This window comes from Alkalihalobacterium chitinilyticum (assembly GCF_029028005.1).
GTDB classification, from domain to species: Bacteria; Bacillota; Bacilli; order Bacillales; family Bacillaceae_F; genus Alkalihalobacterium; species Alkalihalobacterium chitinilyticum.
Genome location: NZ_JAOTPO010000018.1, coordinates 62,913 through 74,326, shown reverse-complemented (window position 1 = coordinate 74,326; position 11,414 = coordinate 62,913). Strand labels below are relative to the sequence as shown.

General features: G+C 36.5%; 17 protein-coding genes. 3 read left to right on the top strand and 14 right to left on the bottom strand.

The window, feature by feature from the left end; translation table 11 throughout:
- Positions 1–306: 306 nt before the first annotated feature.
- Positions 307–1,083 (bottom strand): hypothetical protein, encoded by a 777-nt coding sequence (locus N7Z68_RS20095; RefSeq protein WP_275120259.1) that lies wholly within the window; start codon positions 1,081–1,083, stop codon positions 307–309.
- Positions 1,084–1,261: 178 nt separating this feature from the next.
- On the opposite strand from N7Z68_RS20095, the gene N7Z68_RS20090 reads away from it, so the two are divergent.
- Both N7Z68_RS20090 and N7Z68_RS20085 read left to right on the top strand, forming a co-directional pair.
- On the top strand, positions 1,262–1,690 hold the full coding sequence (locus tag N7Z68_RS20090; protein WP_275120258.1) for a hypothetical protein: 429 nt from the start codon (positions 1,262–1,264) through the stop codon (positions 1,688–1,690).
- Positions 1,691–1,884: 194 nt separating this feature from the next.
- On the top strand, positions 1,885–2,322 hold the full coding sequence (locus N7Z68_RS20085) for a hypothetical protein (RefSeq protein ID WP_275120257.1): 438 nt from the start codon (positions 1,885–1,887) through the stop codon (positions 2,320–2,322).
- Between the two features lie 81 nt (positions 2,323–2,403).
- On the opposite strand, the gene N7Z68_RS20080 is transcribed toward N7Z68_RS20085, so the two are convergent.
- The gene (locus tag N7Z68_RS20080) at positions 2,404–2,901 is read right to left on the bottom strand and encodes a L,D-transpeptidase family protein (RefSeq protein ID WP_275120256.1); all 498 of its coding nucleotides are present in this window, start codon (positions 2,899–2,901) and stop codon (positions 2,404–2,406) included.
- Positions 2,902–3,063: 162 nt separating this feature from the next.
- Here N7Z68_RS20080 and N7Z68_RS20075 point away from each other — a divergent pair, with 162 nt between their 5' ends.
- Positions 3,064–3,807 (top strand): YqcI/YcgG family protein, encoded by a 744-nt coding sequence (locus N7Z68_RS20075; protein WP_275120255.1) that lies wholly within the window; start codon positions 3,064–3,066, stop codon positions 3,805–3,807.
- Positions 3,808–3,867: 60 nt separating this feature from the next.
- On the opposite strand, the gene N7Z68_RS20070 is transcribed toward N7Z68_RS20075, so the two are convergent.
- From N7Z68_RS20070 to N7Z68_RS20020, 12 genes are all read right to left on the bottom strand, one after another.
- Positions 3,868–4,632, bottom strand: a complete 765-nt coding sequence (locus N7Z68_RS20070; RefSeq protein ID WP_275120254.1) for an ATP-binding cassette domain-containing protein — start codon at positions 4,630–4,632, stop codon at positions 3,868–3,870.
- Entirely contained in the window at positions 4,629–5,414 is a 786-nt protein-coding gene (locus N7Z68_RS20065; RefSeq protein ID WP_275120253.1) for an ABC transporter permease, read from the bottom strand. Before N7Z68_RS20065 ends, N7Z68_RS20070 begins: the two co-directional genes overlap by 4 nt.
- A 100-nt stretch (positions 5,415–5,514) precedes the next feature.
- Positions 5,515–6,336: a molybdate ABC transporter substrate-binding protein gene (gene modA, locus N7Z68_RS20060; RefSeq protein ID WP_275120252.1), complete on the bottom strand. Its 822-nt coding sequence runs from the start codon at positions 6,334–6,336 to the stop codon at positions 5,515–5,517.
- The gene (locus N7Z68_RS20055; protein ID WP_275120251.1) at positions 6,329–6,796 is read right to left on the bottom strand and encodes a nitrous oxide reductase accessory protein NosL; all 468 of its coding nucleotides are present in this window, start codon (positions 6,794–6,796) and stop codon (positions 6,329–6,331) included. Before N7Z68_RS20055 ends, modA begins: the two co-directional genes overlap by 8 nt.
- A 280-nt stretch (positions 6,797–7,076) precedes the next feature.
- Entirely contained in the window at positions 7,077–7,775 is a 699-nt protein-coding gene (locus tag N7Z68_RS20050; protein ID WP_275120250.1) for a hypothetical protein, read from the bottom strand.
- Positions 7,762–8,019, bottom strand: coding sequence for an RNA polymerase sigma factor (locus tag N7Z68_RS24405; RefSeq protein ID WP_373323202.1), 258 nt, complete (start codon positions 8,017–8,019; stop codon positions 7,762–7,764). Before N7Z68_RS24405 ends, N7Z68_RS20050 begins: the two co-directional genes overlap by 14 nt.
- A complete protein-coding gene (locus N7Z68_RS20045; protein ID WP_275120249.1) occupies positions 7,977–8,294 on the bottom strand; it encodes an RNA polymerase sigma factor in 318 nt (105 codons plus the stop codon). Before N7Z68_RS20045 ends, N7Z68_RS24405 begins: the two co-directional genes overlap by 43 nt.
- Before the next feature lie 227 nt (positions 8,295–8,521).
- Positions 8,522–8,920: a hypothetical protein gene (locus N7Z68_RS20040; RefSeq protein WP_275120248.1), complete on the bottom strand. Its 399-nt coding sequence runs from the start codon at positions 8,918–8,920 to the stop codon at positions 8,522–8,524.
- Positions 8,917–9,135, bottom strand: coding sequence for a helix-turn-helix transcriptional regulator (locus N7Z68_RS20035; RefSeq protein ID WP_275120247.1), 219 nt, complete (start codon positions 9,133–9,135; stop codon positions 8,917–8,919). The genes N7Z68_RS20040 and N7Z68_RS20035 overlap by 4 nt, the downstream gene beginning before the upstream one ends.
- Before the next feature lie 247 nt (positions 9,136–9,382).
- A complete protein-coding gene (locus N7Z68_RS20030; RefSeq protein WP_275120246.1) occupies positions 9,383–10,087 on the bottom strand; it encodes a hypothetical protein in 705 nt (234 codons plus the stop codon).
- Entirely contained in the window at positions 10,080–10,955 is an 876-nt protein-coding gene (locus N7Z68_RS20025; RefSeq protein ID WP_275120245.1) for an ABC transporter ATP-binding protein, read from the bottom strand. Before N7Z68_RS20025 ends, N7Z68_RS20030 begins: the two co-directional genes overlap by 8 nt.
- Positions 10,952–11,320, bottom strand: a complete 369-nt coding sequence (locus tag N7Z68_RS20020; RefSeq protein ID WP_275120244.1) for a GntR family transcriptional regulator — start codon at positions 11,318–11,320, stop codon at positions 10,952–10,954. The genes N7Z68_RS20025 and N7Z68_RS20020 overlap by 4 nt, the downstream gene beginning before the upstream one ends.
- Between the last annotated feature and the right edge of the window lie 94 nt (positions 11,321–11,414).

Below are 11,414 nucleotides of genomic sequence, written 5' to 3'. Positions count from 1 at the left end.
ACGAACATATTGTTTCTTTACATCTTCTATTGGCCCCATTCTTCTTTTCATTTCGGCTCCTCCTTTAGTTAATTCCATTTTAATATGTAGAGGAGTAGGTGTCCAAATGAGTTAGGGGGCTAAATAGTATTGTCCGTTTTTACAGTTTATTGTCCGTTTTTACAGTTTATTGTCCATTTTGAAAATTTATTGTCCAATTTCACCATTTATTTGCCAAAATGTGAACAGCACCAACAACAAAAATTAAAAGGGCTGACCGAAGTCAGCCCCCTTTGTAGTAACCACTCTTAAATGCACGATCTCTCATTAATAGCTATCGTACAATTCGCTTTCGCTGCTGTAGTTACTTCCATATTGTGATTGCTGGTCTTGACCGCCACCTTGCATTTGTGAACTTTGTCCACCATACATTTGGCTTTGACCTTGGCCACTTTGCATTTGTGAACTTTGTCCACCTTGAGACATTTGGCCTTGCGACTGACCACCTTGTCCCATCTGTCCTTGTGACTGGCTTTGCATTTGTTGTAACTGTTGTTGTGATTGGTTGATTTGTTGAGTCATTTGATTAAGAACATTAAAGGATTGAAGGGATTGACTAACGCTACCTAACATTTGCGTCGCTTGCTGAATGGATTGCTGCAATTGTTGGAATGTCTTTTGTTGTTGTTGTTGAGCTTGTGAACTAAATTGCTGCATTTGTTGTAATAATTGATTAGCTTGTTGCTGATCTTGACCACTCGAAGATTGTGAGCTCATGGAACTATACTGTTGCTGGGTCGACTGCAATTGGTTTAGTGTCGATTGCATTTTTTCAAGATGACCACGCAATGGCATTAACTCCTCTCCAATTTCTTCTTCGGCCTTGGCTGCTGCTACTCGTTCAACGATTTCTTGTGTTTCTTTTTCCATCCCAAATTCCTCCCTAAATTGTTCTCGTATCGGTTCTTGATTAACGGCTTCTCCTGTAGTGACTGGGACCAATTCCGGTTTTACTTGTCGTCGTGCCCAAGCGGTAACCGTAATCAAACCAGCTAAAACTACAATCGTTAAGAACAAAAACATCACGATATCAATTGTAATCAACCTCCGATCACCAACACCTACATCCTTGTGCCTTGTGTCACTAGGACAACCATTATTATAATCAAGACCGTCGACTTCTATTTGATTAGAAAGGTGTTAATTATTAACTCTTTTCTCTCTAAGTAAATGCGATGAACATATCGAACATGGGGAACATTATCAATGAGGTGGTTCAAAAATGTTTAAAAAAATCGTGGCTTTTGTGTTACTCTTTATCGCATTGACTACAGTGGTTTCAGCACAAAACCAAAAACCAGTCGAAATTTTTCATATTGAAAAAGGTGAGGTCATACAATCAGTACCTTCAACAGACAAAATACAAGCAGAAACGAAAGCGCTCATAGAAAGCACGACAGGACTAAGCAAAAAGTTCAATCCCATTCCAGATGAAGGCTATATGATAAAAGTTCCATTTGAACGTGCAGCTACAATAGAAAATGAGTGGTTTCATGATTTAGTCGATCAGGTCGTATTTATTTTCCCAAAAGACGACAAGCCTCATTACCTGTTATTTAATGATGAAAACACACCTTTCTTCTTCAATTTTGATGGAAATCCTGATCACTTACTAAAAGAACTAAACTTCGACCCAGCTTCAGTAACCTAAAAAAAGACAAGCTTAACAAATTGTTGAGCTTGATACATAAGCATACACGTTACCTTCCTGATTTTTTTTGTAATATCCCCCCTCAAAATTTTACCATTTAATGTTATAATTGATCTACAATTGCATGACAATTGAACGTTAAATATGCTCATTTTAAATTCGTTAGTTTTAAATTTAGTACAAAGGAGCGAGATATGAGAGGAGTTTTTATTTGCTTACTAATGAGCAGCCTGCTCTTTGCTGGATGCACCTCAAATGAAACGTCAAACGAAAATTTATTGCCCGATGAAACCAAACAGGGAGAAAATATTTTAGAATCTGCCGTACCTGTATCCGAACAACAACTTAAAGATACTCAACTACAAATAGGAGACGCCGTTCTTGTTCAAGGTACAATAGCAACTGTTTTTAAGAAGGATTTTCATTCTAAAGAATATCCTGTCTATGGTTCAAGTGATTTTGGCTTATTTGTAGAAGATGAAGCGGGACAAATAATAGGCGCTGTACACATTGTTAATGATCAAGAAATGAACTATTCTGAAGGAAACAAAGTAAATGTTTATGGCCATATCAGAGAGTTAAATGAATTAGAGGGTATTTATTATATCGATGCCTTTACCATAAAAAAATAATACAGACTACATACCTTTTCTAAGAAGGCACCTGTTCTAAATGGTGCTTTTCTTGCGCTTTCTTCATTTTACCCGGACGTTTCACGGCCGTATACTCACTCTAGTACCAATCGGTATTGTACGGGCCAACTCTTCTACATCTTGATTAAACATTCGAATGCAACCTCTAGAGACCGCTCTCCCAATCGAAGAAGGATCATTTGTTCCATGAATTCCATAATGTTTTTTAGATAACGACATCCACATCGTCCCAAAAGGACCTCCAGGATTCGGTGCTTTATTGATGATGACAAATTCTCCTATCGGTGTTTGTTTTAGAATTCGCCCAACAGCAATTGGATACGTTTTTACAACGGCACCGTTTTGGAACAGTGTCAGCGTACGATTTGAAATGGATACCATAATCGAATATGGCAGTAAGTCTGGATTGGGTAATCCGGGGATTGTAACGGCTTGCCCTACGTAGATCAGATTAGGATTAACGATCTGATTGGCTTGCAGTAAAGTTGTATAAGGTATACGGTAATCTTCTGAAATTTGCCACAAGGTTTCCCCTGGCCTCACAATATGCTGATACATTTTAACAACTCCCGATACTAAATGTTTTTTTATTATATGGAAGAAAGTATCTTACGGAGCTTTACCCATAAATCTTTTCACATAGTCAAGCCCATCGTCAACCAGGACAATCACCTAACCAACAATTTTGCCATAGGCTAAATGAGGTTAGGAGTGAATATCATGAATTTATTAACTACAAAAGAAAAAGCACAACATCATCTGAACGGATGGAAATTAAATGCGATACAACATTTTGAGGAGAAAATGACGAATCGCCAGCACCTCTTTCCATGCATTCCTGCAACTCAAGCTTTTGCACTTAGTCATTTACGTTACGGTTTTGTTGGTCATCCTGATGATGACTTAACTTCATATGAACTGGCACAAGTATTAAAAGAGTACTCAGAGAATTACCGACATTTTGGTAAATATACAACACTCATCGTATTATTTAAAGGATCACATGAAGAAAACATTACAGTTGAAGAATATGAACAAAAGTATTGGAATTTATTAAACAAAGTAACTGAGCTAGATGAAAAACGTTGGCCTGAACATATTCCACAAGACCCCCATGAAAATGAGTGGGAATTCTGCTTTCATGGTGAACCTTATTTTATGTACTGTGCAACACCAGCCCATACACATAGAAACAGTCGATCATTCCCTTACTTTATGATGGCCATTACTCCAAGATGGGTACTTCAACAATTTAATGCTTCTCCTGATTATGCAGCGAAAATGAAAACCAAAATTCGAAAACGTCTTGCAGCCTATGACCACATTGAAGCTCACCCAGAATTGAAGAAATATGGTGAGGATGATAATTATGAATGGAAGCAGTATTTCCTTCATGATGACGAAACAGCTCTTTCTAAATGCCCATTCCATCGCGCACAACAATTGATGAATAAAAAGAAGTAATCATTAATGAGAAAAGGATAGGAAAGAAGCTTTAGTCTTTTCCTATCCTATTTCGAGCGATTACACACCAGCGGCTTTGACTGGACGATGTTTATCATTAAGTACGGCCTTCATTTGATCTAAGCAAACAAACTCAGAAACAAATGGAGTCGCTGGCTTTTCAAAAAAATGTTCCTTCGAAGAAAACTGCTCAATTTGCCCGTTGTTTAACAACATTACTTTATTAGAAAGAGCCATCGCTTCCGTAAAATCATGGGTGACATGAATAATCGTCACATTTTCATCAAGATGAATTGACCGAAAAAGATCGTAAAGCTCCAGTCGAGTTTTAGGATCAAGAGCTGAAATCGGTTCATCTAATAATAGAAGTTTCGGCTTCATCAGAAGGGCTCTTGCTAATGACACACGTTGTTTTTCTCCACCGCTTAACCTCTGTGGTTTACGGTCTAAAAGATGGTCAATTTTCATCTTTTCTGTTAAGTCTCTCATTCGAGCAATAATATGGCTGTCACGTTTTTCTTCTTTTGCCGCAAATAATATATTTTCTTTTACTGTGAAAAAAGGGTAAAGAAAGCTATCTTGATAGGCGAAACCGATCTTCCTTTTTTCAACTGGTGTATTCGTTATTTCTTCCCCATTTATATATATACGACCGTGATCCACTTTGGTTAATCCTACAATGCTTTCAAGCAGCAGGGTTTTTCCACATCCTGTCGGCCCCATTACCACTAAATAATCATTAGGTTGCAGAGAAAAGTCAATATTCTTAAGAGCGAACTTTTCGTAAGTAACACTCAATTGTTCTATTTTTAAATGCAGGCTCATCTCTCTTCCGCCCCCTCAAATATTCGAATGACTGTAAGAATGATGATTGCAATTAATATCATCACTATTGAAATCGCAACTGAAAATTGAATTTCACCTATCGACATTTTTAAAAAGATAGCAATACTGACCGTTTCTGTTTTGAATTTTGTCATTCCTGCAACCATTGATATGGCTCCAAATTCCCCCATAGCCCTTGCCCAAGCCATGATGACCCCACTCCAAATCCCAGATTTCGCCATTGGTAAGGATGTTCGTAAAAATACTTGGAATGGACTATAACCAAGGGTTGCCGCTACTTTCTCAAACCGTGCATCATAGCTAGAAAAGGCTTGCTGACACGCTCTCACAGCTAAAGGTAATCCAATTACGACTTGGGCAATGACCACCCCAACTGGTGTAAAAACAACACGTACGCCAAGCGTGTTCAAGAAATCACTAGTTAACGGCCCAAAAAATAATAATAAGGCCACACCCGTTACTAAAGACGGAAGAATTAACGGTAAATCAAAGAGTGAACTAATGACATTTTTCAAAGGAAAAGAAACCTTTGCTAAAACGTAGCCAACAGGAATGGCGATAATCGCTATAATGGCTGCGCTAATCAATGAAGTTACCAACGTAAAAACGATCGCAAAATGAAATTCTTTATCTTGGATTGTTGTAATAAAAGCAAATAGATCTACATAAAAAAATAAACCAATATAGACAGAGAATAAAAATAATGCCGTGAGTATATATATCGTGATAAAGCTTTTCGTTAATAATTGATTTGTACGCATAATTCTCCTCACTTCTATCTTGGGTATTATCATTTACACGGATCATTAGGAAAAATAAGAACGATCTATCGAAACGATTGGATCGTTCTTTTTCCCCTAGTTACTGATGAATTTCACCTTTGATGTTATATCCGTGATATTGAAATACGGCAGGTGCTTCTTTTTCTAAAAACTGAAGAAATTCAGTCGCTGCTTCTTTTTGCTCAGAATAGGAGATGACCGTACCCATAAATGCATGAAGGACATTTAGATCTGGATCAATCTGTGCAGCATCTAACTTTTCACGATTTTTTTGAAATGCCGCTAGTTCACTGATTGCAGCGTCAACTTCTCCCGACATTATCGCCATAACAGCTTCAGAACCGGTTTGCGCTGTTATAATCTCATTCTTTTCTACTAGTTCTGTTATTCCTAATTCTTCAAACATCTCGTACGCTGATTGTCCCAGTGGTGTTCCTTCACGATTAGGAATTGCGATCGTTAAACCTGATTGCGCAAGATCTTCAATACTTACAATGTTTTTTGGGTTATCCTTTGCTACGAGAATGATTGGGGTATGAAAAGCAAGTGGACCAAATACATCATCTTCAACATGGCCTGCTTCTTTCATCGAATCAATGACCCGTTGCGACCCTGGAATAAATACGTCACCTTGCTTACTCATCTCCAGCTGACCGACTAATCCCGCATTATTGTTATAATTCACTTCTACTTTTACACCCGTTTGTTCTTCATACATTTCAATTAGTTCATCCATCGGCTGAGCAAGACCTGCCCCGATTAAGGCTTGAAGTGTAATGTCTTCATCGACTTTTTCATTTTCGTGATCAGATGAAGAGCTATTATTCGACCCACATGCAGCAACTGTCATCATTGTAAAAGTTAGTAATAATGCAAAAATAAATCCTTTTCTCTTAATCATTTTTTATCCCCCATTTTGTTCCTACTAAGTTTTGTTGAAAGTTATACCCGAATTGCCGTTCGAAGTGATGATCGAAAATATCGTTAAAGGTGAACATATCGCCTGCCCCAATTTCATCCATAAATCGATATGCTTCATCTACATCTTTAAAGGTGTTAATCCCATAGCCCATCGGTGTTTGAATGGATGCATCATAGACAAAATAAGCATCTTCAATTTCTAACCACTCTAACGTATGATAATCACGTACATATTGAACTGCAATCTCTCGGTCACTATACTGCTTTAACCACTGATAATGACAACCAATATCATCAAACATAAAGTATTGGCCATTGGTCAGATGAATTTGCGTGGCATATTGGTTATCACCCATGATCATATTGCACTCATTGCATATGTCGACTCCTTCTGAAATTTGATAAGGTTCGTACTCTTTTTCTACACAACCACTTAGCATTAGAAGAAGCGCCATACACCCAATAAAGAAGAAACTATAGTGTCTCGTAGTAACCCCCTCCTTTTATTGATACTTTTAAAGTAATCGATAATTTTGAGAGCTTTGTGAAATGTAAATTTTGTTCACGATTTTGTCAAAATACCCTATAATGTATATTAAATTAAAATCTTGCATTAAAATCACAAAAGACTAGCTATGGTTACAAATGTAACTCGAGCTAGTCTCTATTATTTAAATTTGTATTTATTTACTATAACAAGTTTACTTTTTACTTTTACATTTATTTATACACTTGAAAAGAATCTGCTATGTTGATCAAATCTTCAATGGTGTATTTCTCTTTCCCCTCAATTTCGGTCCCTACTTGAATACTATAATTTATATCACCGTCATCCCAAAATAACATCTGAGACGCTCCATTAAAGAAGTAGACAGCCTCGGTATCATCACTTAAGACTATCTTTTGTTCATTTCGTCCCGTTATATTTTCAATAGTTATCCCATCCTCTAATCTAATTAACACGTACTGCTCCGCACTTATAAAGTAAAATTCTACCGTATATCCTTGAATTTCATCAGTATCTTCAATATACGAAGATTTATGTTCATGAACATATGAAATTCCAGCTTCTTCGACCTCAAACGGTAGTTCCGTCGGTAACTTAAATTTATCCCAGATCCCTTCTATACTCTCTATGTTTTTAATTTCGAAAGGATGGGAGGAGGTCGGACCACTTCGATCATGCAGCAATACGTCCATTACTAAAAATCCGCTTAATATAATGAAAATAGTCGTTAAAAGAACAGCGACTGAGAACCTGGTTTGAGGACGATAAGACCGACTATCCTTAGTATTCATATCCCGTATAGAATTCACTAATTTTTGATAGTTTTTTTCTTTCTCTTCTTCTGTTAACCGAACATTTTTATACCTTGTTAAATGGTCGTCCCACTCGAATTTACGATTATCTTTTTTCATTCACATACCCCTCCTTTTCCATTTGTTTTCTTAAAGCATCGAGTCCCCGAAATAAGGTGGTTTTTACTTTACTCTCTTTCCAACCTAATATTTCAGCGGTCTCTTTAATTGTTAAGTCTTTTATTTTTCGTAATATAATAACATCTTGATAAGGCCTCTTTAATTTCTTTAACGATTTAAATAAAACTTCCTCTGTTTCTCCTAACGTTGTGATTTGATCAGGACACCCAAAGTCTGATGCCAAGGAGAAAAAAGTTTCAATTGCATATTGAACAGGCTTTTTTTCCGTTTGTAATCAATCGTTACATTTCTAGCAATTTGATATAACCAATTTTTATCACTAGAGCGTCCCTGAAAAGTATCGACACTCTTAAATGCTTTTAGGAACGTATCATGCATAAGGTCTTTTGCAAGTTCGTGATCCCCTGTTAACATTAAAATGTAACGGTAAATATCATCACTGTAGGTGTGATACCACATTTCAATAATTTCACTAGATTGTTCATATTCATGTTTCAATGACTTCTCACCTCACTTCCCTTTTCTAGTTGTTACTCTTCACAAAAAAATTCTTAATAAAGACGGATAAGTCTCAATAAAGTTTCAATTCATAGTCATATTTATCTAAAGAATTTTCATTACATAATAAATACCTACAAGCCAAGCTAGTCCTGTAGGTATTTATCATTCCTATTTGTTCTCCTAATTTGTTGAGAGTTAACGTTGTTTCTAACTAGCTTCACAGCTTAATAGCGTTTAGACAGAACAACAAATGATAAAAATACAGTGATAATTGTTAACATCGCTAAAACGGATATCGTTTGGTAACCGTCAAAAGCGATTACTTCCAATTGAAAGAGCGCCATCCCAACAATCATGTACCCCAGGATGAAAAAATAGCTGAAAAACATACCCCGTTCACGAATGCGTTTCGAACGCTCATCATTATCTTTAAATTGAGGAAATAAATAGGCGATGCAAAACGACATCACACACATCGCAAACATTAAAAGTTCATGTCCAGCAGGGAACAGACCTGTAGAAATCGTGGCCCATGAAAAAAGTAGAGTATAAACTAAAAACATACAACCGAAGAAAAAGTATAACTTTCTTGAACCTTTCGTAAAGCTTTTTGTGATCATCATTCTTTCATCCCTCCAGTATCCTCTTCATCAAGTAAAAAAACGTCCTCTACGATCGTGTCAAAGCAACGGGCAATTTGTATGGCTAGAGGCAAAGACGGATTGTAACGTCCACGTTCAATTGAAATAACAGTCTGTCGAGACACTCCTAGCATAGTTGCCATTTTTTCTTGTGAAATTCCCTTTTCTTGCCTTAATTCCTTCATCCGATTTTTCATAGACCACCGACCCTCTCTTTACAATACTGACTATAGTGTAAAGGACACTTTACTGTCAAGGTCCCTTTACAAATTCAATCGATTTCTTTCTTAATAAAACCCCCTATCACACTTTATTCACAGTGTAATAGGGGGCGGTAATGCCATTTGCTTTATAACATTTATTTGTCTTCCACTTAATCAAAGTAATTTTACTCCAACAATCATTAAAGCTATGTTTCCATTATTCCTCTAACTCTGTCTTTTTCTACCGCATATCTCCTGCTGTCGTTGAAGCCTCCCTTAAAAGCAACCAATTTGGAAGGATCACAACTAAAGAAAGTAAAATAATAGAAACGTAGTTTATATCTATTCCAGTATTGTAGGTTCCTACAAAAAGATCAATTAGCACACCTCGAGTAGATGGTAAAATCAAGAGCAGAGCCAGGAACAATAACCCACTATATCCACCGACTAAACCTAGACGATAAAAGATGGAACTCATCATAAAGCCAATCTGCAGCAAAAGAAAACAGAAAATGATATTAACCCATAGCTCATTGTACCAAGTTGCCGAAATTGTCGTTCCCTCTAGTATTACAAAATGAGTAAAGTTATCTACATTTGTTAAATTTTTCGCAGCCATAACAAATTGATTAACCAAAACTGCAATCACTGACATAAACACGGCTAAGATGAAGTTAAAAATGATCGCAGACATTATATATTGATTTCTCGTTGAACCGAGTTTAATTAAAAATGGAAACGTTTCTTTCGTCATTAAAAATCCATTAATCGCACAAAAGAAGTAAATGGCTAAACTCATTGAGAAAACGACAGTAGTCGCTGGATTTAATGCACTAATTGTAAAGAAAACAACTGAGGATAAAATTAATACTGCCCAAAAAATTGTAACGCTAAATTTGTGGTCATAAACAAAATATAATAAATGACCCTTTAAATCCTTAAACATGTACTTTTCCTCCTTTTTCCTCGGTTAGATATACCATTAATTGTTGTACATTGCATCGTTCTACTTTTAACCCTAGTTGTACCACCTCTTCGTAATTATACTTTTCTCCAAACACTATAGCCGTTTTCATGCCAACGATTTCTGCTTCGTGGATCACATTTTTGCCAGCTGTAAACTGGTCTACCACTTCCTTATTGCCGCTAACCTGTAAACTCAATTCCAATAACTGATCGGTTTCTTTTTGTAATAACAGTTTTCCGTTTTGTAAAATAACGACTTCTTCAAACAAATTACTGACTTCATCTATGAGGTGAGTCGATAAAATAATTGTTCTTGGATACTCCTCATATTCCTCTAAAAGTAAGTCGTAAAATCGATATCGTGCCGAAGCATCTAAGCCGATGTATGGTTCATCAAAGATTGTAATTTTTGCCCGGCTGGCTAAGCCGATTGTAATGCCTACCGAAGATTCCATCCCTTTGGAAAGACCTTTTGTTTTTAAATTTGGATCTAAACCAAATTCAGCTAACAAGTAATCTGCGGTTTGTTGACACCAATTAGGGTAAAAGAGTGACGCAAGCTTCAGGACATCCTTTATTCTCAGTTTCTTTTTGAAGTTTCCATTTTCATTAACTAAACAAATATGTTTTAATACTTCACGATTATTGAAAGGCTTCTCACCGTTCAATTCAATTGCGCCATCGGTCGGAAGCGTATGACCTGCAAGAATTTGCATTAACGTCGTTTTTCCAGCCCCGTTTCTGCCTAACAAACCGTAAATTTTATCTTCTTCAAACGTCACCGACAATTGATCTAACGCTTTCTTCGGCCCGAAGCTTTTCGTTAAACCTTTCACTTCAATGTTCATTGCGTTTCCCCTCTTTCTAATAAGTCCTTTAATTCACTTACGGTAATTCCTAATTTATCCGCTTCGTTTTTAAGTGGAACAATATAGTCTTTATAAAAATCTTGCTTTCTCTTTCCTAAAATAATCTGTCTCGCTCCTTCAGCTACGAACATTCCGATCCCTCTCTTTTTATAAACGATTTCTTGATCTACTAACTGGTTAATTCCTTTTGCTGCTGTCGCCGGATTGATTTGATAAAATTTCGCAAATTCGTTTGTAGATGGAACGCGATCCCCCTCTTTAATCGTTCCGTCTAGGATGCTAGACTCAATTTTTTCTGCGATTTGTTGATATATTGGCTTATCTTCTTTTAAGTTTGATTCCATATGCCCACCCACTTACTTGGTTAGTTACTTATGTAATTAACCATACAACCAATAAAGATCATTGTCAATAGTTGTAAATAAAAATAGGCAAAGC

Coding starts and splice junctions, on each gene's coding strand:
- N7Z68_RS20090 (WP_275120258.1), top strand. CDS start 1,262: ATGTTTAAAAAAATCGTGGCTTTTGTGTTACTCTTTATCGCATTGACT.
- N7Z68_RS20085 (WP_275120257.1), top strand. CDS start 1,885: ATGAGAGGAGTTTTTATTTGCTTACTAATGAGCAGCCTGCTCTTTGCT.
- N7Z68_RS20080 (WP_275120256.1), bottom strand. CDS start 2,901: ATGTATCAGCATATTGTGAGGCCAGGGGAAACCTTGTGGCAAATTTCA.
- N7Z68_RS20075 (WP_275120255.1), top strand. CDS start 3,064: ATGAATTTATTAACTACAAAAGAAAAAGCACAACATCATCTGAACGGA.
- N7Z68_RS20070 (WP_275120254.1), bottom strand. CDS start 4,632: ATGAGCCTGCATTTAAAAATAGAACAATTGAGTGTTACTTACGAAAAG.
- N7Z68_RS20065 (WP_275120253.1), bottom strand. CDS start 5,414: ATGCGTACAAATCAATTATTAACGAAAAGCTTTATCACGATATATATA.
- modA (WP_275120252.1), bottom strand. CDS start 6,336: ATGATTAAGAGAAAAGGATTTATTTTTGCATTATTACTAACTTTTACA.
- N7Z68_RS20055 (WP_275120251.1), bottom strand. CDS start 6,796: ATGCTAAGTGGTTGTGTAGAAAAAGAGTACGAACCTTATCAAATTTCA.
- N7Z68_RS20050 (WP_275120250.1), bottom strand. CDS start 7,775: ATGAAAAAAGATAATCGTAAATTCGAGTGGGACGACCATTTAACAAGG.
- N7Z68_RS20040 (WP_275120248.1), bottom strand. CDS start 8,920: ATGATGATCACAAAAAGCTTTACGAAAGGTTCAAGAAAGTTATACTTT.
- N7Z68_RS20035 (WP_275120247.1), bottom strand. CDS start 9,135: ATGAAAAATCGGATGAAGGAATTAAGGCAAGAAAAGGGAATTTCACAA.
- N7Z68_RS20030 (WP_275120246.1), bottom strand. CDS start 10,087: ATGTTTAAGGATTTAAAGGGTCATTTATTATATTTTGTTTATGACCAC.
- N7Z68_RS20025 (WP_275120245.1), bottom strand. CDS start 10,955: ATGAACATTGAAGTGAAAGGTTTAACGAAAAGCTTCGGGCCGAAGAAA.
- N7Z68_RS20020 (WP_275120244.1), bottom strand. CDS start 11,320: ATGGAATCAAACTTAAAAGAAGATAAGCCAATATATCAACAAATCGCA.